Here is a 22111-nt window from a genome sequence, read left to right as displayed (position 1 = left end):
ACGTCAGATATTGAATCAGGTGCTTGCATAAATGACAAGACGGGCAAGCGCCCGTCCTGATGATATTACAGATTCTGGAAACAGCCTAAATTTACCAGCCCTTAACAGCACCGCCGTTGAAGACTTTATTTGCTGCTTCGTATACTTCGTCAGACTGGTATGCCTGAACGAATTTCTTCACGTTTTCAGCATCTTTGTTGTCTTCGCGCGTCACGATCAGGTTTACGTACGGGGAATCTTTATCTTCAACAAAAATACCGTCTTTTGCCGGCGTCAGGCCGATCTGGCTGGCGTAGGTGGTGTTGATGACCGCCAGTGCGATTTGTGCATCGTCCAGGGAACGTGGCAGTTGCGGCGCTTCCAGCTCAACCAGCTTCAGGTTTTTCGGGTTTTCAATCACGTCCAGCGCGGTCGGCAGCAGGCCAACACCGTCTTTCAGTTTGATTAAGCCCACTTTTTGCAACAGCAGCAGGGAGCGGCCAAGGTTAGTCGGATCGTTTGGAATCGCCACCTGTGAACCATCCTGCAGTTCATCCAGTGATTTGATTTTTTTGGAGTAGCCTGCAATCGGGTAAACAAAAGTATTACCTGCGGCAACCAGTTTGTAACCGCGATCTTTGATCTGCTGATCCAGGTACGGTTTATGCTGGAAGGCGTTGGCATCGATATCGCCTTTGCTCAAGGCTTCGTTAGGCAGGACGTAATCGTTAAACGTGACCAGTTCAACGTCCAGGCCGTATTTTTCTTTTGCCACTTTCTGTGCGACTTCGGCAACCTGCTGCTCTGCGCCAACAATAACACCCACTTTGATGTGGTTAGGATCTTTTTCATCCTGACCGCAACCCACAAGTGCCAGAGAACCGATCAGGGCTCCAACTGCCGCAAAGGTTTTGAATTTGAACGCCATGCTTATTTCCTTTTCTTAATGAGTTTTTTGTGTTGTGTGCAACGTTATTTGTGCGTGACAGCCCGGACGATGCGATCACCGGATAACTGAATTAAATAAACCAGAACGACGAGCAATACCAGCACTGTATTCATTACGGTAGCGTTGTAGCCAATGTAACCGTACTGATAGCCAATCTGCCCAAGACCACCGGCACCAACGGCGCCCCCCATCGCGGAGTAACCAACCAGCGTGATGAGGGTTATGGTGGCCGCATTGACCAGTCCAGGCAGCGCTTCTGGCAGTAAAACCTTACGTACAATCTGCAGCGGCGTGGCGCCCATCGCACGGGAGGCCTCAATCAGCCCGGTTGGAATTTCGAGCAGGGCGTTTTCCACCATACGGGCGATAAACGGCGCGGCGCCGACGGTCAGTGGGACGATAGCGGCCTGCAGTCCGATGGATGTGCCAACAATCATGCGGGTGAATGGAATCATCCATACCAGCAAGATAATGAACGGGATGGAACGGAAAATATTAACCAGCGCAGAGAGTGTACGGTAGAGCTTCGCGTTCTCAATGATTTGCCCCGGGCGCGTGACGTACAGCAACACGCCAACCGGCAAGCCAATCACAAAACCAAAAAAACCGGACACAAAGGTCATTGCCAGCGTTTCCCATACGCCGCGAACCAGCAGCCACATCATCGGCTCAGACATAACCCAGTACCTCTACTTTTACATGGTGTTCCTGCAACCAGTTAATGGCTGCTTGTGTATCTTCCTGTGTACCGTGCATTTCAGTCAGCATGATGCCGAACTTCACACCGCCGGCGTAATCCATCTGCGCGCTAATAATGTTGTTATTCACATTAAAGCGGCGGGCCGTCTCAGAGAGCAATGGCGCATCAACGGAATGACCGGTGAATTCCATGCGTAGCATTGGCACGCTGTCTGCTTCTGGCTCGGCTTTTAACCGTTCCAGATAATCTTCCGGGATATCGAGGTGCAGCGTGGACTGAATAAATTTCTGTGCCAGCGGCGTTTTCGGGTGTGAGAACACTTCGCTGACGGTGTCTTGTTCAATCAGTTCACCATTACTGATGACCGCCACGCAGTCACAAATGCGTTTTACAACGTCCATCTCATGGGTAATCAGCAGAATGGTGAGTCCCAGACGACGGTTAATGTCTTTCAATAATTCCAGAATCGATCGGGTTGTTGCCGGATCGAGTGCGCTGGTTGCTTCATCACACAGCAGCACTTTGGGATTGCTTGCCAGCGCACGGGCGATCGCCACACGCTGTTTTTGTCCACCGGAAAGGTTGGCCGGGTAGCTGTCGTGCTTGTCGCCAAGACCGACTAAGTCCAGCAGCTCTGTTACACGGCGTTTAATTTCTTCTTTTGGTGTGTTATCCAGTTCCAGCGGTAGCGCGACGTTGCCAAACACGGTGCGGGAAGAGAGCAGGTTAAAGTGTTGGAAAATCATGCCGATTTGACGGCGAGCTTTGGTCAGCTCTGACTCAGAAAGCGTCGTGAGCTCCTGACCGCCGACCTGGACGCTGCCTTCGGTTGGGCGTTCAAGTAAGTTAACGCAGCGGATGAGCGTACTTTTACCTGCACCGGAGGCGCCAATGACGCCATAAATCTGCCCGGCAGGAACGTGCAGGCTGACATTATTAAGCGCCTGAATGGTGCGAGTCCCCTGCTGGAACACTTTGGTGATATTCGAAAGTTTTATCATTAGTTATTTATTATCGTAATTAAGTTAGTCGTGGCATTTTCGTCTGTCAGGGACGGTCGAAGCCGTCAACAAGATGGATGTTAAGGCATCCAGACGTCTAAATCAATCTAGCTTTGCACGATGAGCACTTTCTTGCCCGCCGAAACATGCGATACTAGGGCCACATGCCTTATTCAGGAGCTATAAAAGGTGGCAAAATCTGTACCCGCAATTTTTCTCGACCGTGATGGCACCATTAATGTGGACCACGGTTACGTACATGAGATTGACGAGTTCGAGTTTATCGACGGCGTTATTGATGCCATGCGTGAACTTAAAAATATGGGTTACGCGCTGATTGTCGTGACGAACCAGTCTGGTATCGCTCGCGGTAAATTTACTGAGGCACAGTTTGAAACGTTGACCGAATGGATGGACTGGTCGCTGGCCGATCGCGACGTTGATCTGGACGGCATCTACTATTGTCCGCATCACCCGCAGGGTACTGTAGAAGAGTATCGTCAGGTTTGCGACTGCCGTAAACCGCATCCTGGAATGTTGATCTCCGCCCGAGACTTCCTGCACATCGATATGGCCGCTTCTTATATGGTGGGCGACAAAATAGAAGATATGCAGGCGGCGGCAGCTGCGAATGTTGGCACGAAGGTTCTGGTGCGCACGGGGAAACCTGTTACGCCGGAAGCAGAAAATGCGGCGGATTTGGTCATAAATAGTCTGGCAGACCTGCCAATGGCGATAAAAAAGCAGCAAAAGTAAGCGTAATGGATAAAAGGTGAGCGGTTGAAACAAAAAAGCATTTTTCCGCTTGTCTTCCTGATTCGACTCCCTATAATGCGCCTCCATCGACACGGCGGATGTGAATCACTTCACACAAACAGCCGGTCCGGTTGAAGAGAAAAACCTGAAAATGAGGGTTGACTCTGAAAGAGGAAAGCGTAATATACGCCACCTCGCGACAGAGCGCTAAAGCGCGTCGCAACTGCTCTTTAACAATTTATCAGACAATCTGTGTGGGCACTCGAAGATACGGATTCTTAACGTCGCAAGACGAAAAATGAATACCAAGTCTCTGAGTGAACATACGTAATTCATTACGAAGTTTAATTCACGAGCATCAAACTTAAATTGAAGAGTTTGATCATGGCTCAGATTGAACGCTGGCGGCAGGCCTAACACATGCAAGTCGAACGGTAGCACAGAGGAGCTTGCTCCTTGGGTGACGAGTGGCGGACGGGTGAGTAATGTCTGGGAAACTGCCCGATGGAGGGGGATAACTACTGGAAACGGTAGCTAATACCGCATAATGTCGCAAGACCAAAGAGGGGGACCTTCGGGCCTCTTGCCATCGGATGTGCCCAGATGGGATTAGCTAGTAGGTGGGGTAACGGCTCACCTAGGCGACGATCCCTAGCTGGTCTGAGAGGATGACCAGCCACACTGGAACTGAGACACGGTCCAGACTCCTACGGGAGGCAGCAGTGGGGAATATTGCACAATGGGCGCAAGCCTGATGCAGCCATGCCGCGTGTATGAAGAAGGCCTTCGGGTTGTAAAGTACTTTCAGCGAGGAGGAAGGCGTTGTGGTTAATAACCGCAACGATTGACGTTACTCGCAGAAGAAGCACCGGCTAACTCCGTGCCAGCAGCCGCGGTAATACGGAGGGTGCAAGCGTTAATCGGAATTACTGGGCGTAAAGCGCACGCAGGCGGTCTGTCAAGTCGGATGTGAAATCCCCGGGCTCAACCTGGGAACTGCATCCGAAACTGGCAGGCTAGAGTCTTGTAGAGGGGGTAGAATTCCAGGTGTAGCGGTGAAATGCGTAGAGATCTGGAGGAATACCGGTGGCGAAGGCGGCCCCCTGGACAAAGACTGACGCTCAGGTGCGAAAGCGTGGGGAGCAAACAGGATTAGATACCCTGGTAGTCCACGCCGTAAACGATGTCGACTTGGAGGTTGTGCCCTTGAGGCGTGGCTTCCGGAGCTAACGCGTTAAGTCGACCGCCTGGGGAGTACGGCCGCAAGGTTAAAACTCAAATGAATTGACGGGGGCCCGCACAAGCGGTGGAGCATGTGGTTTAATTCGATGCAACGCGAAGAACCTTACCTACTCTTGACATCCAGAGAACTTTCCAGAGATGGATTGGTGCCTTCGGGAACTCTGAGACAGGTGCTGCATGGCTGTCGTCAGCTCGTGTTGTGAAATGTTGGGTTAAGTCCCGCAACGAGCGCAACCCTTATCCTTTGTTGCCAACGGTTCGGCCGGGAACTCAAAGGAGACTGCCAGTGATAAACTGGAGGAAGGTGGGGATGACGTCAAGTCATCATGGCCCTTACGAGTAGGGCTACACACGTGCTACAATGGCATATACAAAGAGAAGCGACCTCGCGAGAGCAAGCGGACCTCATAAAGTATGTCGTAGTCCGGATTGGAGTCTGCAACTCGACTCCATGAAGTCGGAATCGCTAGTAATCGTGGATCAGAATGCCACGGTGAATACGTTCCCGGGCCTTGTACACACCGCCCGTCACACCATGGGAGTGGGTTGCAAAAGAAGTAGGTAGCTTAACCTTCGGGAGGGCGCTTACCACTTTGTGATTCATGACTGGGGTGAAGTCGTAACAAGGTAACCGTAGGGGAACCTGCGGTTGGATCACCTCCTTACCTTAAAGAAACGTTCTTTGTAGTGCTCACACAGATTGTCTGATGAAAAGTAAATAGCAAGGCGTCTTGCGATTGAGACTTACACGTCCCCTTCGTCTAGAGGCCCAGGACACCGCCCTTTCACGGCGGTAACAGGGGTTCAGATCCCCTAGGGGACGCCACTTGCTGGTTCGTGAGTGAAAGACGCGTACCCTGATATCTCAAAACTCATCTTCGGGTGACGTTTGAGATATTTGCTCTTTAAAAATCTGGATCAAGCTGAAAATTGAAACGACACACTGTTTCATTTCTCCGTAATAAGAAATGAAAAGCGGTGTGTTCGAGTCTCTCAAATTTTCGCAACACGATGGTGTTTTACGAAACATCTTCGGGTTGTGAGGTTAAGCGACTAAGCGTACACGGTGGATGCCCTGGCAGTCAGAGGCGATGAAGGACGTGCTAATCTGCGATAAGCGTCGGTAAGGTGATATGAACCGTTATAACCGGCGATTTCCGAATGGGGAAACCCAGTGTGTTTCGACACACTATCATTGCGTGAATACATAGCGTAATGAAGCGAACCGGGGGAACTGAAACATCTAAGTACCCCGAGGAAAAGAAATCAACCGAGATTCCCCCAGTAGCGGCGAGCGAACGGGGAGCAGCCCAGAGTCTGAATCAGCTTGTGTGTTAGTGGAACGGTCTGGAAAGTCCGACGGTACAGGGTGATAGTCCCGTACACCAAAATGCACAGGTTGTGAACTCGAAGAGTAGGGCGGGACACGTGGTATCCTGTCTGAATATGGGGGGACCATCCTCCAAGGCTAAATACTCCTGACTGACCGATAGTGAACCAGTACCGTGAGGGAAAGGCGAAAAGAACCCCGGCGAGGGGAGTGAAAAAGAACCTGAAACCGTGTACGTACAAGCAGTGGGAGCATCCTTCGGGGTGTGACTGCGTACCTTTTGTATAATGGGTCAGCGACTTATATTCTGTAGCAAGGTTAACCGTATAGGGGAGCCGAAGGGAAACCGAGTCTTAACTGGGCGTTAAGTTGCAGGGTATAGACCCGAAACCCGGTGATCTAGCCATGGGCAGGTTGAAGGTTGGGTAACACTAACTGGAGGACCGAACCGACTAATGTTGAAAAATTAGCGGATGACTTGTGGCTGGGGGTGAAAGGCCAATCAAACCGGGAGATAGCTGGTTCTCCCCGAAAGCTATTTAGGTAGCGCCTCGTGAATTCATCTTCGGGGGTAGAGCACTGTTTCGGCTAGGGGTCATCCCGACTTACCAACCCGATGCAAACTGCGAATACCGAAGAATGTTATCACGGGAGACACACGGCGGGTGCTAACGTCCGTCGTGAAGAGGGAAACAACCCAGACCGCCAGCTAAGGTCCCAAAGTCATGGTTAAGTGGGAAACGATGTGGGAAGGCACAGACAGCCAGGATGTTGGCTTAGAAGCAGCCATCATTTAAAGAAAGCGTAATAGCTCACTGGTCGAGTCGGCCTGCGCGGAAGATGTAACGGGGCTAAACCATGCACCGAAGCTGCGGCAGCGACACTATGTGTTGTTGGGTAGGGGAGCGTTCTGTAAGCCGTTGAAGGTGTGTCGTGAGGCATGCTGGAGGTATCAGAAGTGCGAATGCTGACATAAGTAACGATAATGCGGGTGAAAAACCCGCACGCCGGAAGACCAAGGGTTCCTGTCCAACGTTAATCGGGGCAGGGTGAGTCGACCCCTAAGGCGAGGCCGAAAGGCGTAGTCGATGGGAAACAGGTTAATATTCCTGTACTTGGTGTTACTGCGAAGGGGGGACGGAGAAGGCTATGTTGGCCGGGCGACGGTTGTCCCGGTTTAAGCATGTAGGCGGAGGTTCCAGGTAAATCCGGTACCTTTTAACGCTGAGGTGTGATGACGAGGCACTACGGTGCTGAAGTGACAAATGCCCTGCTTCCAGGAAAAGCCTCTAAGCATCAGGTAACACGAAATCGTACCCCAAACCGACACAGGTGGTCAGGTAGAGAATACCAAGGCGCTTGAGAGAACTCGGGTGAAGGAACTAGGCAAAATGGTGCCGTAACTTCGGGAGAAGGCACGCTGATATGTAGGTGAAGCGGTTTACCCGTGGAGCTGAAATCAGTCGAAGATACCAGCTGGCTGCAACTGTTTATTAAAAACACAGCACTGTGCAAACACGAAAGTGGACGTATACGGTGTGACGCCTGCCCGGTGCCGGAAGGTTAATTGATGGGGTTATCCGTAAGGAGAAGCTCTTGATCGAAGCCCCGGTAAACGGCGGCCGTAACTATAACGGTCCTAAGGTAGCGAAATTCCTTGTCGGGTAAGTTCCGACCTGCACGAATGGCGTAATGATGGCCAGGCTGTCTCCACCCGAGACTCAGTGAAATTGAACTCGCTGTGAAGATGCAGTGTACCCGCGGCAAGACGGAAAGACCCCGTGAACCTTTACTATAGCTTGACACTGAACACTGGTCCTTGATGTGTAGGATAGGTGGGAGGCTTTGAAGCGTGGACGCCAGTCTGCGTGGAGCCAACCTTGAAATACCACCCTTTAATGGCTGGTGTTCTAACGTGGACCCGTGATCCGGGTTGCGGACAGTGTCTGGTGGGTAGTTTGACTGGGGCGGTCTCCTCCTAAAGAGTAACGGAGGAGCACGAAGGTTAGCTAATCCTGGTCGGACATCAGGAGGTTAGTGCAAAGGCATAAGCTAGCTTGACTGCGAGAGTGACGGCTCGAGCAGGTGCGAAAGCAGGTCTTAGTGATCCGGTGGTTCTGAATGGAAGGGCCATCGCTCAACGGATAAAAGGTACTCCGGGGATAACAGGCTGATACCGCCCAAGAGTTCATATCGACGGCGGTGTTTGGCACCTCGATGTCGGCTCATCACATCCTGGGGCTGAAGTAGGTCCCAAGGGTATGGCTGTTCGCCATTTAAAGTGGTACGCGAGCTGGGTTTAGAACGTCGTGAGACAGTTCGGTCCCTATCTGCCGTGGGCGCTGGAGAATTGAGGGGGCTGCTCCTAGTACGAGAGGACCGGAGTGGACGCATCACTGGTGTTCGGGTTGTCATGCCAATGGCACTGCCCGGTAGCTAAATGCGGAAGAGATAAGTGCTGAAAGCATCTAAGCACGAAACTTGCCCCGAGATGAGTTCTCCCTGAGACTTTAAGTCTCCTGAAGGAACGTTAAAGACGATGACGTTGATAGGTCGGGTGTGTAAGTGTAGCGATACATTGAGCTAACCGATACTAATGAACCGTGAGGCTTAACCTTACAACGCCGAAGATGTTTTGGCGAAGAGACAGATTTTCAGCCTGATACAGATGACATCGACAGACTAAAAGTGTGTTGATAAACAGAATTTGCCTGGCGGCTGTAGCGCGGTGGTCCCACCTGACCCCATGCCGAACTCAGAAGTGAAACGCCGTAGCGCCGATGGTAGTGTGGGGTCTCCCCATGCGAGAGTAGGGAACTGCCAGGCATCAAATTGCAGTAAACCGGGATGTATAATCCGGGTAGTGACAAAGAAATTCGGTGGAGCGGTAGTTCAGTTGGTTAGAATACCTGCCTGTCACGCAGGGGGTCGCGGGTTCGAGTCCCGTCCGTTCCGCCACTTATTAAGAGCCCTGAGCATTAGCTCAGGGCTTTTTCTTTTCCTGCAATTTAATTATTGCTACATCTGCAAAAATCCTCTGCATTTATCACTCTTTTTCTATAAAGAGCTGAAGGCCATAATCTTTTTAATTAACGAACATAGTGATTATAAAGAGGAATTCTATGGCTATCCCTGCATTCGGTTTGGGCACTTTCCGCCTGAAAGATGACGTGGTTATCGCTTCTGTTAAAACGGCGCTTGAGCTGGGCTACCGTGCTGTCGACACTGCGCAAATCTATGATAATGAAGCGGCTGTGGGGTAGGCGATTGCCGAAAGCGGCGTACCGCGTAACGAGTTGTACCTCACCACCAAGATCTGGATTGAAAATCTTAGCAAAGACAAACTAATCCCAAGCCTGAAAGAAAGCCTGAAGAAACTGCGTACAGATTATGTTGATCTGACGCTGATCCACTGGCCATCTCCGGGCGATGCGGTATCCGTTAAGGAGTTCATGCTGGCGCTGGGTCTGCATCTGGATGGCGAAGATAAAAAAGCGATCGTAGCACTGGACTGCAACGATCGCCTTGTCAGCCCGGAAGGACTGGCTCCTGCCTGGGATTAATTGCTCGATCCTTTGTACTCTTTAACCCTCTTTCACAGCTCCTTCGGGAGCTGTTTTTATATATTCACTTAAAAAGTCTATAAATGCCCGAATGCGTGTACTGACCGCACGATCGCTGTAATAAACGGCGCTGAAAGGCATTTTTACCGGCAGACGTTTATCGGCCAGCAGTTCCACCAGTTCTCCCCGCGCAATCTCTTTATCAATCATATAATCTGAAAGACATGCGATGCCGTTACCGCTCAGACAAAGCTGTTTTAACGTTTCCCCGCTGTTGGAAGAAATCCCGCACTCAACCTCATGGAGCTGTCCATCGCTACAGGCAATCGGCCAGGTATTGAGTGAAACGGGTTCGGAAAACCCCAGACACAGGTGCTGCTTTAGCTGTTCGATGGTCTCGGGCTTGCCAAAACGGGCAATATAGTCAGGGGACGCGATAATCTTGCGATAGCTGCTAAATAACGGGCGCGCACGCAGGCTCGAGTCAGTCAGGGTACCTGCTCGTATCGCGACATCCACTTTTCTTTCAATAAGATTGATGAACGTTTCTGAGGAGACAAGAGACAACGTCATCTCAGGATATCGCTCACGGAACGGTTTGATTAGCGGCATCAGGAAATGCAGCATCACCGGCGTTGCCGCATCGATACGCAGCAGACCGCGCGGAGTATTACGCGACTCCATGATTTCCGTTTCTGCGGCTGCCATCTCTTGCAGTATCTGCTGCACACGTCTGAAGTAACGCTCTCCTTCTTCAGTGAGACTTAGCTGCCGGGTCGTGCGATTAAGCAAACTTACGCCCAGTTTCATCTCCAGTTTTTTTACTGCCCGACTGATCGCAGAATTAGCCTGTCCGAGCTGTTCTGCTGCCCGGCTGAAACTGCCGCTTTCCACAACGGCCACAAAAATCGCAAGTTCATCGGATGTCGCTTTCATTTTTGCACCTGAAGCAAAATTATATTGAGATTTTGAATATTTTTGTCATTAAAACATCCCGGCATACTGCGTGTCATCTGATTACTGATGTTATGGAGTTATTTATGCCTCTCGCTTTATTTGCACTCACAATTAGTGCCTTCGCTATTGGAACGACTGAGTTTGTGATTGTTGGCCTGGTACCGACTATCGCGCAACAGCTGGGGATCTCGTTACCTTCCGCCGGACTGCTGGTTTCAATTTACGCGCTGGGTGTGGCGATTGGCGCACCGGTGCTAACCGCTCTCACCGGACGTCTGCCGCGTAAACAGTTACTTGTAGCGCTGATGGTCCTGTTTACGGCAGGGAATTTGCTGGCATGGCAAGCTCCCGGGTATATGACACTCATTGTCGCCCGTTTGCTGACGGGACTAGCTCACGGTGTATTTTTCTCGATTGGCTCTACTATCGCGACCAGTCTGGTGCCAAAAGAGAAAGCGGCTTCTGCCATTGCCATTATGTTTGGCGGCTTAACGGTGGCGCTGGTAACGGGTGTGCCGCTGGGTACGTTTATCGGTCAGCACTTTGGCTGGCGTGAGACTTTCCTTGCAGTATCAATGTTAGGCGTGATTGCGCTGATCAGCAGTCAACTGCTGATCCCCGCCAACATTCCCGGTCGTGCAGCCGCCAGCATTCGCGACCAGGTGAAAGTGCTGACTCATCCCCGTCTGTTGCTGATTTACGCTGTTACGGCACTGGGCTACGGCGGCGTGTTCACAGCATTTACCTTCATGGCACCGATGATGCAGGATCTGGCGGGATTCTCTCCGGCAGCAGTAAGCTGGATCTTACTGGGTTACGGCGTATCAGTGGCTATCGGCAATATCTGGGGCGGTAAGCTGGCGGATAAGCATGGTGCGGTTCCTGCGTTGAAATTCATTTTCGCCGCGCTGTTTGTTCTGCTGATGGTTTTCCAACTGACGGCTTCCACGCAATACGCCGCGCTGGTTACCATTCTGGTGATGGGGATCTTTGCCTTTGGCAACGTACCAGGGTTGCAGGTCTACGTGGTACAGAAAGCGGAACAATTTACGCCTAATGCTGTTGATGTGGCGTCAGGGTTGAATATTGCGGCGTTTAACATTGGCATTGCACTGGGTTCAGTGATTGGTGGACAAACGGTCGAGCATTATGGTCTGGCGCAGACGCCGTGGATTGGCGCACTTATTGTCCTGGTTGCTTTCCTGCTAATGGGGTTCAGCGGTCGTCTTGATAAGCCCGCGCGTGTTGTTTTGGGGTAAATCATTGATGTAAGCGCCCACTTACAAAACAAACTGCAATTGTTCGTTGAAAGTGACTGCTAAAATCCCTATAACAGAAGAACCAGTCCGGCTGCGGACTGGTTGACGTTACAGAGGTTTGAAAGTCTAAAGTGCGAAAAAACACCTATGCCATGCGTTATGTTGCCGGACAACCCGCCGAGCGGATTTTACCGCCAGGGTCGTTTGCGCATATTGGCCAGGCATTACCCGCAGGCGTACCGTTGAGCAGTGAAGATCGCATTCGCGTGCTGGTATGGAATATTTTTAAACAGCAGCGAGCTGAATGGCAGTCGGTGTTGAAGAATTTTGGCAAAGACGCGCATCTGGTGTTATTGCAGGAAGCGCAAACCACGCCAGAACTGGTGCAGTTTGCGACCGCTAATTATCTTGCGGCCGATCAGGTTCCGGCCTTTGTGCTGCCTCAGCATCCCTCTGGCGTTATGACGCTTTCCTCCGCTCACCCAGTATACTGTTGCCCATTGCGCGAGCGTGAGCCTATTTTACGGCTGGCGAAATCGGCGCTGGTGACGGTGTACCCGTTGCCTGACACTCGGTTGTTAATGGTGGTGAATATCCACGCGGTTAACTTTAGCCTTGGCGTTGATGTCTATAGTAAGCAATTACTTCCCATTGGCGATCAGATTGCTCATCACAGCGGCCCGGTGATCATGGCTGGCGATTTTAATGCCTGGAGCCGTCGACGGATGAATGCGCTGTACCGCTTTGCGCGTGAAATGTCGCTGCGCCAGGTGCGCTTTACCGACGATCAGCGTCGCCGCGCGTTTGGTCGTCCTCTAGATTTTGTGTTCTATCGCGGTCTGAACGTGAGTGAAGCCTCAGTGCTGGTTACCCGCGCATCCGACCATAACCCGCTACTCGTTGAATTCAGTCCCGGCAAACCTGAACAATAACGGTGTGTCAGGTCTGCCGTAGGGCAGGCCTGTGATGGTTGCCCTTCATTTTTCACAACAACCGAAGGACAACACAATGACAACACGCTCTCATCATGACAACGTCGAAAAGCAGTTTGGCTCTCAGGCAAATGCCTATTTAACCAGTGCGGTGCATGCCTCTGGTCGTGACTTGCAACGTCTGGCAGAAAGGCTGTCGGCATTTCCGCTGGCCCGCGTACTGGATATGGGATGCGGAGCGGGGCACGCCAGCTTTGTGGCTGCGCAACACGTAAAGCAGGTCGTGGCTTATGATTTATCGTCACAGATGCTTGAAGTGGTCTCTGAAGCGGCAAAAGACAGAGGTCTGGAAAATATCGTCACACAGCAGGGGTATGCTGAAAGCCTGCCATTTGAAGATGACGTATTTGATGTAGTGATTAGCCGCTATTCCGCGCATCACTGGCATGATGTCGGGAGTGCGCTGCGGGAAGTGAATCGCGTTCTGAAGTCCGGCGGTGTGCTGATTGTGATGGATGTGATGTCGCCAGGCCATCCTGTACGTGATATCTGGTTGCAAACCGTGGAGGCGTTACGTGATACCTCACACGTCCGCAACTATTCCAGCGGAGAGTGGCTGTCATTAATCAATAACGCCAATCTGATTGCCGATACCTTGTTAACCGATCGTCTGCCGCTGGAGTTCAGTTCGTGGGTGGCGCGGATGCGCACGCCTGCAGCGTTGAGTGACGCGATTCGTGTTTACCAACAGAGTGCTTCTGCCGAAGTGAAAACCTATTTTGCGTTGCAGGAAGATGGCTCGTTTACCAGCGACACGATCATGGTTGAGGCGCATAAAGCGGGATAAATAAAAAAGGCACTGGGGGGAAGCCAGTGCCTTTATTTCTACAATACTATCAGGAGTCCGGCATGCCGTTGTTTTTCACAAACAACGTTAGCTGATCGCCAGGCTGCAGATTGTCCGTATCGTTGTTCCAGCGCATCACATCCTTGATGTTAACCCCGTGACGCTTGGCAATGCTCGACAGTGAGTCGCCTTTACGCACACGATAGGTGATGCTATCGCTGTTATTAGCTAACCGTTGTGCGCTGGTACCCGCACCTACCGTCAGACTTTGGCCCACTTTCAGCGACGACCCACGCAGATTATTCCACTGCTGCAGATCCTTCGTGCTCACGCCAAGACGTGCAGCGACGCCGGAAAGCGTATCGCCAGAGCGAACTTTGTAGCTACGGCTGTTCAGCGGCGTGTTATCCGCAACCAGCGTTGACTGTACGGCCGCAATCTCGCCTGAAGCCAGAGACTCACGCAGCTTCTCTGCATGCTTCTTTGGCACCATCACATATTGCGGGCCGCTTGCACCCAACGTGGAGCCTTTCACGCCAGCATTGAAGGTCTTCAACTTGCTGACGGAGATACCCGCCATATCGGCAACCTGAGCCATTTCAACCGGGCTACTCAAGCGAACACGTGCCAACGCGCGGCTTTCGTCTGTTGTTGGCAGACGCACGCCATAGCGTTTGCTGTTTTTGAGTATATCGCTCAATGCCAGCATTTTAGGCACATACAGCTTTGTTTCCTGAGGCAATGGCAACGACCAAAAGTCAGTGGGTTTACCACGGGCTTTGTTCGTTTTAATCGCCTTCATGACACGTCCTTCACCGCTATTATAAGCAGCTACGGTCAGCAGCCAGTCGCCATCAAACATCTTGTTCAGACGCTGCATCATGTCCAGTGCGGCGGTGGTGGAAGCCACAACGTCGCGACGTGCATCATAATTGCGGGTCTGTTTTAAACCATAATTGCGCCCCGTGCTCGGAATGATCTGCCAAATACCTGCGGCATTGGCGCCAGACGTTGCGTGAGGATCAAAAGCGCTCTCCACTATGGGTAGTAGTACCAGTTCCATTGGCATGTTACGTTTCTTAACCTGCCCGGCTATCCAGTACATATACGGCTCTGCCCGTAAAGTTACATCGTGGAGATAGCTCTTATTGCGTAAATACTTCTGTTTCTGTTCGCGAATCCGGCTGTTTTCCGGAATTCCCATCTTTAGCTCGTCACCAATGAAAGCCCACAAATCTTGATCAGCAGCGATAGACGTTCCGTCGTCCATCCATCGCGCCTGACTTGTAAACTTTCCTGCTTCCCCTTGACCAGCTGCAGAAAGGCTCTGTGCGTGTTGTTGGACGTTACCAGTATTCTGGCACCCAACAAGCAGGACAGAGGCGAGTAATATCGCTTTTGCCTTCATGTGTGTGTCAATAGTTGCTTAAAAGACGACCGATCATAACGGCGAAGTTTTCAAAAGGCAACCCGGAATTGTCAGAACGTATCTTTCTTTGACCTTAACCAGGCAAAACGCTCTTCAGGTTGTTGCAATATTGTTTCTTTGTTTATTTCATTAATTAAATCAATATCTTCCGTTCTTAAGAAAAGATTATTTCGTCGCTCATTTTTCAGAATTACGGGTAGTGTCATTTGTTTTTTTACCCGTAACTCATTAACTTTACGATAATATTCATTAATAAACGAATCGTGAGGCAGAATGCTTAAGGCAAACTTCATGTTTGCTAATGTGTATTCATGTGCGCAACAAATTAACGTATCGTCAGGAAGTGAGTTTATTTTTTTAAGTGATTGATACATTTGAGATGCTGTTCCTTCGAACAGACGTCCGCAGCCGCCGGAAAAGAGCGTGTCGCCGCAAAATAAATAAGGGTGACTAAAGTAACAGATATGTCCTAAAGTGTGACCCGGCGTAGCAATTACCGTAAATTCATGCCCCAAAACCAGTGCAATATCGCCATCTTCAACTACGTGCGTCGTTCCCTTATCTTGCGTTTCAGCCGGTCCATACACCACTATTTGTGGGAAGTGTTGTAAAAGTTCTTTCACGCCGCCCACGTGATCCTGATGATGGTGGGTCAGCAGAATGGCATCAGGAACCCAGTTATGTTCTGCAATAGCTTTCAAAACGGGAGCTGCTTCGCCCGGGTCCACAATCAGACAATGCTTGTCATTATTCGACAGGACCCAGATGTAATTGTCCTGAAATGCAGGAATACTGTTAAGATTCATAGATTACCTCTCAATGCGTAACGGAAGGTTGTGATGAAACCGGCAAGGATCCCTCAAACTGTCGTAGCGCCCGTTAGCTGGAATGATTTGCCATGGGGCGAATACTATCGTGAGGCGCTGGAGTATCAGCTTAACCCGTGGTTCGCAAAAATGTACGGTTTTCATCTGCTTAAGATTGGTAATTTAAGCGCAGAAATCGATTCCGAAGCGTGCGCGGTTTCTCATCAGGTTAATGTTTCTTTGCAAGGGTCTCCCATGCAGGTGACGGCCGATCCTTTGCATCTACCTTTTGCCGATAAGTCTGTGGATGTCTGTTTATTGGCCCATACGCTACCGTGGTGTTCCGATCCCCATCGCTTATTGCGTGAGGCCGATCGCGTGCTTATTGATGACGGCTGGTTGATTCTGAGCGGTTTTAACCCGGTAAGCCTGATGGGATTGCGTAAACTGGTGCCCGTATTGCGTAAAACATCACCCTACAACAGCCGGATGTTTACGCTCATGCGGCAATTGGACTGGCTTTCATTGCTGAATTTTGAAGTGCTGCACTACAGCCGTTTTCACGTCCTGCCCTGGAATAAGAAGGGCGGAAAAATGTTAAGCGCCCATATTCCCGCGCTGGGATGTTTGCAACTGGTGGTTGCGCGTAAGCGAACCATTCCGCTCACGCTCAACCCGATGAAACAAAATAAAAGCAAAACGCCTATCCGCCAGGCCGTCGGCGCGACCCGGCAATACCGCAAACCCGACGCTTAAGCCTCAGCCTGATACCCAATATCATCCTGAGTTGGACGCATGGCTGCGGCGCGCGCAAGCTCATCGCAGCGTTCGTTTTCCGGATGACCCGCATGGCCTTTCACCCACTCCCATTTGATTTGATGCGGCCCCAGCGCGGTATCCAGACGTTTCCATAGATCGACGTTCTTCACCGGCTTTTTATCTGCGGTTTTCCAGCCGCGCTTCTTCCAGTTGTGGATCCACTGCGTAATGCCCTGACGCACATACTGGCTGTCTGTGCTGAGTATCACTTCACACTGTTCTTTCAGGGCTTCCAGCGCAACGATTGCCGCCATTAGCTCCATGCGATTATTGGTGGTGAGGTTGTAGCCTTCGCTAAAGGTTTTTTCGCGCCCGCGATAGCGTAAAATCGCTCCGTAACCACCTGGCCCCGGATTTCCCAGGCAAGAACCGTCGGTGAAAATTTCTACCTGTTTAAGCATCTCTGGTAGACTTCCTGTTTTAGCAAATCGAAATCAAACGATAAGTCTGACATAAATGACCGTTATGAGCACTGGAATTACACGACAGGTAGTCCTCGATACCGAAACCACCGGTATGAACCAGATTGGTGCCCACTACGAAGGCCACAAGATCATTGAGATCGGTGCGGTTGAAGTGGTGAACCGCCGCCTGACCGGGAATAACTTCCACGTTTACCTGAAGCCGGATCGGCTGGTGGACCCGGAAGCATTTGGCGTGCATGGCATCGCTGACGAGTTCCTGCTCGATAAACCTACGTTTGCCGATGTGGCCGATGAGTTTCTCGACTACATTCGCGGCGCGGAGCTGGTCATCCATAACGCATCGTTTGATATTGGCTTTATGGATTACGAATTCGCTAAGCTCAAGCGGGATATTCCGAAGACCAACGAATTCTGCAAAATAACCGATAGCCTGGCGCTGGCGAGGAAAATGTTTCCTGGCAAGCGCAACAGCCTTGATGCATTGTGCTCACGCTATGAAATAGACAACAGTAAACGTACCTTGCACGGCGCATTGCTCGATGCTCAGATTCTGGCCGACGTTTATCTGATGATGACCGGTGGGCAGACAACGATGGCGTTCTCAATGGAAGGTGACAGCCAGCAGCAGAATGACACGGGGATCCAGCGCATTGTGCGACAGTCCAGCAAACTACGCGTTGTTTTCGCCACTGATGAAGAGTTAGCGGCCCATGAGTCGCGCCTTGACCTGGTGCAGAAGAAAGGCGGAAGTTGCCTCTGGCGGGCATAGTTTGTACGTTTTTCGTATGGAAATGACCATTCGGGTGAATTTTGCAGCAAACGATTAAAAATCGTGAGAAAAAGCGTTGACGAGGCGCGAGGCAATCCGTAATATTCGCTTCGTTCCCAAGCGGAACACAACGCGGAGTGGTAGTTCAGTTGGTTAGAATACCTGCCTGTCACGCAGGGGGTCGCGGGTTCGAGTCCCGTCCATTCCGCCAATATTCAGAAAGCCTGAGTCAGAAATGATTCAGGCTTTCGTCGTTTTAACCCAGAAAAATAAAAGCCTGCAACCATGTGTTATTGCAGGCTTCGTTGTTACTCGCTCAGCGTCTGCGCGATATCTTTTTGTACCTGCTGGCGCTGTGCTGGAGTCAGCACTTTGTTCAGATCAAAATAGTATTTCACGCGGTAATAACGCGCTTGCTGTTCGATATTGCTGAACGCGGAAAGCTGTTTTTTGACGGCCGTTTCATCCCATTTCCCGGACTTGATGACGTCAATCAACGCGCCGTCTTTCACATCCTTCACCGAAATCTGCCCGACATTGGTTTTAAGCTGCTGGTGCAGTTTTTTAATCTGCGCAACCTGGTCAGTGCTCAGCTTAAGATGCTGTACTATCGGATCCTGGGCAGGAGCCGGAACATTAGATGTGGTTGCTGCAAACGTGCTAAAAGACGCGCCAGCCACGGTAACTGCCAGCAAAGTCATGCGTACGGAGTTCTTCATTATTGCAATCCTGAGAAGGGAATTATCGACAATATTTGCCACTTGTCGGTTACGAGTAATTATCCCTGGCAGGATACGTTGCCAGAAGCGTGTCGCCACGCGAATTTGTTTTGCGGTTGGTTACGGAGTGAAACAATCCCGCCACGGAAAATGTTCCGCAGCGGGAGGGTTGGCGATATTTATAGTGTGAACGGGTCGGCATCCTGCCAGGCGGGAAACTTTTCGCGATACTCACGCAGCGCCGAGAGAGACAGTTCAGCGTCAATACGCGTGGCCTGATGCGGCTCGGCGGTGGCAATAATCTCACCCTGCGGATTAATCACCCGGCTGTCGCCGCGATAATGATGTCCGTTACCGTCAGTGCCCACGCGGTTACATCCTGCTACATAAGCCTGGTTCTCAATCGCCCGGGCGGTGAGCAAAACCTGCCAGTGCAGCGAACGCGGCGCCGGCCAGTTGGCAACATACAATGCCAGGTCGTAGTCGCCGCGGTTGCGCGACCACACCGGAAAACGCAGGTCATAACAGACCAACGGCAGAATACGCCAGCCGCGCCATTCAATAATCACCCGCGCGTCACCGGCCTGATAATACTGATGCTCATCCGCCATACGGAACAGATGGCGTTTGTCATAAAAATGGACATCACCTTCGGGGTCGACCAATAAAAAGCGGTTAACCGGGCCGCGTTCAGACTGGAGAGCCGCGCTACCCGCTATCAGGGCATTCGTCTGTTGCGCCTTAGCGCGCATCCAGCTTACGACCTCTTCCTGTGCCAGCGATTTGCCTGCCGCTTCCATGGCAAATCCGCTGGTAAACATCTCGGGCAACACAATGACATCACGTCCGTTGACGGTTTCCAGTTGGCGGTCGAAATGGCGCAGGTTGGCTGGGCCATCCATCCAGCTCAGTGGTTGTTGCAGCAGCGTAATTTTCAAACCAGGCACGATCGAGGCTCCTCGTTGAACAACATTTTGACACTGTAGCATGAGCTCTTACGAAAATGTGGCAATAAAAAGCCCCGCATTAAGCGGGGCTAAACGTTGTGCGTGTGTCGTTATGCGGCTTCGACTTTACGCACCTTCTCTGGCAGCTTTACCGGCTGAGTCGCCAGCTCCTCGGGTTCAAAGTCATCCACGTTGATGCTGCGCAGACGACTCGCCTCGGCTTTCACCAGAATTGCAGCTTCGTCTTTATCAATCAGTCCTTTAGCCAACGCATTGTGCGCCAGTTCATCCAGACGGGTAAACGGCAGGTTTTTACCCAATTCTTTGCAGATCCGCTGGTGGATAGGGTCGGCTGCAATCACATCCAGCAGAGCCTCTTCCAGCAAACCAACCGGGTTATGCTCGCTCGGCGTCAGGTATTGACCGCGACCAAGGCGAGAACGGGTGGCGCTCGGAACCTGCAAAATCTTCGCAACCTTATGATCCAATTTGTCAGACGGTGCATGGTAGTGGCGACCGGTAGGGAAGATGACCACACTCAGCAGGCCTGCGACCAGACGGTTCGGGAAGTTTTTCAGCAGATCGTCCATCGCCTGTTCCGCTTTGTACAACGCATCCTGAACGCCCCAGTGAACCAACGGCAGGTCGGCTTCATTACGGCCTTCATCGTCATAACGCTTCAGCACCGCAGAGGCCAGATACAGCTGACTTAACACATCACCCAGACGCGCGGAGATACGTTCACGGCGCTTCAGGCTGCCACCCAGTACGGCCATGGACACATCTGAAAGCAGTGCCAGGTTGGCGCTCAGACGGTTCAGATGCTGATAGTAACGTTTGGTTGCATCGCCAGTTGGCGTGCTGCTGGTTAAACCACGCGTCAGGCCAAGCCAGAAGCTACGCACTTTGTTACTGCCGACGTGACCAATGTGTTTGAACAGCAGTTTGTCGAAGGCATTCACATCGTTACTCTGTGCCGCCGCCATTTCTTCCAAAACGTACGGATGGCAGCGAATCGCACCCTGACCGAAGATCATCATGCTACGGGTCAGAATGTTGGCGCCCTCAACGGTAATGGCGATTGGCGCGCCCTGATAAGCACGAGCGAGGAAGTTGCTTTCCCCAAGCATAATGCCTTTACCGCCAGTAATATCCATTGCATCGATGATTGATTGCTGCCCACGGTGGGTACAGTGATACTTCACGATGGCCGACAGCACAGCCGGTTTTTCACCCAGCATAATGCCGTAGGTAATCAGCGATGCCGCAGCATCCATCACGTAGGCGTTACCCGCAATACGTGCCAACGGTTCTTCAATACCTTCCATCTTACCGATAGAGATTTTGAACTGGCGACGAATGTGCGCATACGCACCGGTTGCCATCGCGACCGACTTCACGCCGCCCGTCGAGTTAGACGGCAGGGTAATACCGCGTCCTACGGACAGACATTCCACCAGCATACGCCAGCCCTGACCGGCCATTTTTGGGCCACCGATGATGTAATCAATCGGTACGAAGACATCTTTACCCAGCGTTGGGCCGTTCTGGAAAGGTACGTTCAGTGGGAAGTGACGACGTCCAATTTGTACACCCGGCGTTGAGGTTGGGATCAGCGCACAGGTAATGCCAAGATCTTCTTCGCCACCCAGCAGTTTTTCCGGGTCGGAGAGTTTAAATGCCAGACCCAGCACGGTAGCGATAGGCGCTAGCGTGATATAGCGTTTGTTCCAGGTCAGGCGCATACCCAGCACCTGCTGCCCCTGCCAGTCACCCATACAAACCACGCCGGTATCCGGGATCGCGCCTGCGTCGGAACCCGCTTCCGGGCTGGTCAGGGCGAAGCATGGGATCTCCTGACCACGTGCCAGACGCGGCAGGTAATGATTCTTTTGCTCTTCGGTGCCGTAATGCTGCAGCAGTTCGCCAGGGCCTAATGAGTTAGGTACGCCAACGGTGATCGCCAGGATCCCGGAAACGCCGGAGAGTTTTTGCAGAACGCGAGCCTGAGCGTAGGCGGAGAATTCCAGCCCGCCGTACTCTTTCTTAATGATCATTGCGAAGAAGCGATGTTCTTTTAGATATGCCCACAGCTCCGGCGGTAGATCCGCGAGTTCGTGGGTGATCTGGAAGTCGTTCGCCATGCGGCAGGCCTCTTCCACCGGGCCATCAAGAAACGCTTGTTCTTCAGCAGTCAGATGTGGCTGAGGATAGTTATGCAGTTTTTTCCAGTCTGGCTTGCCCTGGAAAAGGTCGCCTTCCCACCAGGTCGTACCGGCATCAATCGCTTCTTTCTCAGTGCGCGACATCGGTGGCATGACTTTGCGGAAACCGCGGAACACCGGCGCAGAGATCATGGATTTGCGCATAGGCGTAAAGTTAAACGGTACGAGGATAATGGCCAGAGGAACCAGCAGCCAGACTGACCACAGGCCAGCTACGCCAAGCGCAGCCGTCCAGGCGAGCAAAATTAAGCTGCTGAGGAATAAGCTCACGCGGTGATAAAACAGAACGCTGAGCAGGACAACCGTAGCGATAATACTCAAAATCATCATAACGAAAAGCTCCCTTGCTTGTAGGAGGTCTGACCACTTGTGATGATATGGTTGTAGTGGATGTGAATTCTTTTAGCAATATGTTTACAAAATAATTACAACAAAGCTCACATTGTTGTCGTTTTAA

At 51.5% G+C, this 22111-nt stretch carries 16 protein-coding genes, 3 tRNA genes, 3 rRNA genes and 1 pseudogene; 13 read left to right on the top strand and 10 right to left on the bottom strand.

Annotation, left to right across the window (positions count from 1 at the left end; genetic code table 11):
* Positions 1-91: 91 nt before the first annotated feature.
* The 3 genes from metQ to metN are packed head-to-tail and all read right to left on the bottom strand — an operon-like array spanning position 92 to position 2629.
* Positions 92-907 (bottom strand): methionine ABC transporter substrate-binding lipoprotein MetQ, encoded by an 816-nt coding sequence (gene metQ / locus NMD08_RS21005; RefSeq protein ID WP_151216812.1) that lies wholly within the window; start codon positions 905-907, stop codon positions 92-94.
* Between the two features lie 44 nt (positions 908-951).
* Positions 952-1605, bottom strand: a complete 654-nt coding sequence (locus tag NMD08_RS21000; RefSeq protein WP_003018471.1) for a methionine ABC transporter permease MetI — start codon at positions 1603-1605, stop codon at positions 952-954.
* Complete coding sequence (gene metN, locus NMD08_RS20995) at positions 1598-2629, bottom strand: methionine ABC transporter ATP-binding protein MetN (RefSeq protein WP_003018468.1); 1032 nt, start codon at positions 2627-2629, stop codon at positions 1598-1600. The genes NMD08_RS21000 and metN overlap by 8 nt, the downstream gene beginning before the upstream one ends.
* 189 nt (positions 2630-2818) lie before the next feature.
* Here metN and gmhB point away from each other — a divergent pair, with 189 nt between their 5' ends.
* The 7 genes and pseudogenes from gmhB to NMD08_RS20960 all read left to right on the top strand — a co-directional run bounded on the left by gmhB (position 2819) and on the right by NMD08_RS20960 (position 9520).
* Positions 2819-3385: a D-glycero-beta-D-manno-heptose 1,7-bisphosphate 7-phosphatase gene (gene gmhB, locus NMD08_RS20990; RefSeq protein ID WP_042312133.1), complete on the top strand. Its 567-nt coding sequence runs from the start codon at positions 2819-2821 to the stop codon at positions 3383-3385.
* Positions 3386-3751: 366 nt separating this feature from the next.
* Positions 3752-5292: ribosomal RNA gene (locus tag NMD08_RS20985) — 16S ribosomal RNA — on the top strand.
* Between the two features lie 85 nt (positions 5293-5377).
* Positions 5378-5453 (top strand) — tRNA-Glu (locus NMD08_RS20980).
* 217 nt (positions 5454-5670) lie between these two features.
* Positions 5671-8575, top strand: a 23S ribosomal RNA gene (locus NMD08_RS20975).
* 92 nt (positions 8576-8667) lie between these two features.
* Positions 8668-8783, top strand: a 5S ribosomal RNA gene (gene rrf, locus NMD08_RS20970).
* Together the 16S, 23S and 5S rRNA genes with 2 tRNA genes alongside form the textbook arrangement of a ribosomal RNA operon.
* Before the next feature lie 55 nt (positions 8784-8838).
* Positions 8839-8915 (top strand) — tRNA-Asp (locus NMD08_RS20965).
* Positions 8916-9079: 164 nt separating this feature from the next.
* Positions 9080-9520, top strand: a pseudogene (locus NMD08_RS20960) (aldo/keto reductase).
* Positions 9521-9541: 21 nt separating this feature from the next.
* Here the strand turns inward: NMD08_RS20960 and yafC are convergent.
* Entirely contained in the window at positions 9542-10456 is a 915-nt protein-coding gene (yafC, locus tag NMD08_RS20955) for a DNA-binding transcriptional regulator YafC (protein ID WP_151224173.1), read from the bottom strand.
* Between the two features lie 104 nt (positions 10457-10560).
* Between yafC and NMD08_RS20950 the strand changes: the two genes are divergently transcribed.
* The 3 genes from NMD08_RS20950 to NMD08_RS20940 all read left to right on the top strand — a co-directional run bounded on the left by NMD08_RS20950 (position 10561) and on the right by NMD08_RS20940 (position 13515).
* Positions 10561-11736 (top strand): MFS transporter, encoded by a 1176-nt coding sequence (locus tag NMD08_RS20950; RefSeq protein WP_370618974.1) that lies wholly within the window; start codon positions 10561-10563, stop codon positions 11734-11736.
* A gap of 131 nt (positions 11737-11867) precedes the next feature.
* Positions 11868-12668 carry an endonuclease/exonuclease/phosphatase family protein gene (locus NMD08_RS20945; RefSeq protein WP_151218483.1) on the top strand — a complete coding sequence of 267 codons (801 nt, stop codon included), beginning with the start codon at positions 11868-11870 and terminating at the stop codon, positions 12666-12668.
* A gap of 76 nt (positions 12669-12744) precedes the next feature.
* Positions 12745-13515 (top strand): class I SAM-dependent methyltransferase, encoded by a 771-nt coding sequence (locus tag NMD08_RS20940; protein WP_151218484.1) that lies wholly within the window; start codon positions 12745-12747, stop codon positions 13513-13515.
* Between the two features lie 49 nt (positions 13516-13564).
* Here NMD08_RS20940 and mltD read toward each other — a convergent pair whose 3' ends face one another.
* Together mltD and gloB are read right to left on the bottom strand one after the other, a co-directional pair.
* Complete coding sequence (gene mltD / locus NMD08_RS20935; protein ID WP_187252998.1) at positions 13565-14923, bottom strand: murein transglycosylase D; 1359 nt, start codon at positions 14921-14923, stop codon at positions 13565-13567.
* 71 nt (positions 14924-14994) lie between these two features.
* The gene (gene gloB / locus NMD08_RS20930) at positions 14995-15750 is read right to left on the bottom strand and encodes a hydroxyacylglutathione hydrolase (RefSeq protein WP_151224176.1); all 756 of its coding nucleotides are present in this window, start codon (positions 15748-15750) and stop codon (positions 14995-14997) included.
* Between the two features lie 33 nt (positions 15751-15783).
* Here gloB and NMD08_RS20925 point away from each other — a divergent pair, with 33 nt between their 5' ends.
* Positions 15784-16506, top strand: a complete 723-nt coding sequence (locus tag NMD08_RS20925) for a class I SAM-dependent methyltransferase (protein WP_151224177.1) — start codon at positions 15784-15786, stop codon at positions 16504-16506.
* Here NMD08_RS20925 and rnhA read toward each other — a convergent pair.
* On the bottom strand, positions 16503-16970 hold the full coding sequence (gene rnhA, locus NMD08_RS20920; RefSeq protein WP_016151805.1) for a ribonuclease HI: 468 nt from the start codon (positions 16968-16970) through the stop codon (positions 16503-16505). The genes NMD08_RS20925 and rnhA overlap by 4 nt on opposite strands.
* Before the next feature lie 64 nt (positions 16971-17034).
* Here rnhA and dnaQ point away from each other — a divergent pair, with 64 nt between their 5' ends.
* On the top strand, positions 17035-17763 hold the full coding sequence (dnaQ, locus tag NMD08_RS20915) for a DNA polymerase III subunit epsilon (protein ID WP_187252996.1): 729 nt from the start codon (positions 17035-17037) through the stop codon (positions 17761-17763).
* 134 nt (positions 17764-17897) lie between these two features.
* A tRNA-Asp gene (locus NMD08_RS20910) sits at positions 17898-17974 on the top strand.
* A 97-nt stretch (positions 17975-18071) separates the two neighbouring features.
* On the opposite strand, the gene NMD08_RS20905 is transcribed toward NMD08_RS20910, so the two are convergent.
* The 3 genes from NMD08_RS20905 to fadE form a co-directional block, all read right to left on the bottom strand.
* Entirely contained in the window at positions 18072-18482 is a 411-nt protein-coding gene (locus NMD08_RS20905; protein ID WP_370618972.1) for a Spy/CpxP family protein refolding chaperone, read from the bottom strand.
* Positions 18483-18661: 179 nt separating this feature from the next.
* A complete protein-coding gene (locus NMD08_RS20900) occupies positions 18662-19429 on the bottom strand; it encodes an amidohydrolase (RefSeq protein ID WP_151218489.1) in 768 nt (255 codons plus the stop codon).
* A gap of 110 nt (positions 19430-19539) precedes the next feature.
* On the bottom strand, positions 19540-21984 hold the full coding sequence (gene fadE, locus NMD08_RS20895) for an acyl-CoA dehydrogenase FadE (protein WP_151224179.1): 2445 nt from the start codon (positions 21982-21984) through the stop codon (positions 19540-19542).
* Positions 21985-22111: the final 127 nt, after the last annotated feature.

Source organism: Citrobacter meridianamericanus, assembly GCF_041320245.1.
Taxonomy (GTDB): domain Bacteria; phylum Pseudomonadota; class Gammaproteobacteria; order Enterobacterales; family Enterobacteriaceae; genus Citrobacter; species Citrobacter meridianamericanus.
This window is presented reverse-complemented; position numbering and strand designations above follow the sequence as displayed.

What these genes read in the sequence shown, in the direction of transcription:
- yafC (WP_151224173.1), bottom strand. Translation starts at nt 10,456, where the DNA reads ATGAAAGCGACATCCGATGAACTTGCGATTTTTGTGGCCGTTGTGGAA.
- metN (WP_003018468.1), bottom strand. Translation starts at nt 2,629, where the DNA reads ATGATAAAACTTTCGAATATCACCAAAGTGTTCCAGCAGGGGACTCGC.
- rnhA (WP_016151805.1), bottom strand. Translation starts at nt 16,970, where the DNA reads ATGCTTAAACAGGTAGAAATTTTCACCGACGGTTCTTGCCTGGGAAAT.
- mltD (WP_187252998.1), bottom strand. Translation starts at nt 14,923, where the DNA reads ATGAAGGCAAAAGCGATATTACTCGCCTCTGTCCTGCTTGTTGGGTGC.
- NMD08_RS21000 (WP_003018471.1), bottom strand. Translation starts at nt 1,605, where the DNA reads ATGTCTGAGCCGATGATGTGGCTGCTGGTTCGCGGCGTATGGGAAACG.
- gloB (WP_151224176.1), bottom strand. Translation starts at nt 15,750, where the DNA reads ATGAATCTTAACAGTATTCCTGCATTTCAGGACAATTACATCTGGGTC.
- dnaQ (WP_187252996.1), top strand. Translation starts at nt 17,035, where the DNA reads ATGAGCACTGGAATTACACGACAGGTAGTCCTCGATACCGAAACCACC.
- metQ (WP_151216812.1), bottom strand. Translation starts at nt 907, where the DNA reads ATGGCGTTCAAATTCAAAACCTTTGCGGCAGTTGGAGCCCTGATCGGT.
- NMD08_RS20905 (WP_370618972.1), bottom strand. Translation starts at nt 18,482, where the DNA reads ATGAAGAACTCCGTACGCATGACTTTGCTGGCAGTTACCGTGGCTGGC.
- NMD08_RS20940 (WP_151218484.1), top strand. Translation starts at nt 12,745, where the DNA reads ATGACAACACGCTCTCATCATGACAACGTCGAAAAGCAGTTTGGCTCT.
- NMD08_RS20925 (WP_151224177.1), top strand. Translation starts at nt 15,784, where the DNA reads ATGAAACCGGCAAGGATCCCTCAAACTGTCGTAGCGCCCGTTAGCTGG.
- fadE (WP_151224179.1), bottom strand. Translation starts at nt 21,984, where the DNA reads ATGATGATTTTGAGTATTATCGCTACGGTTGTCCTGCTCAGCGTTCTG.
- NMD08_RS20950 (WP_370618974.1), top strand. Translation starts at nt 10,561, where the DNA reads ATGCCTCTCGCTTTATTTGCACTCACAATTAGTGCCTTCGCTATTGGA.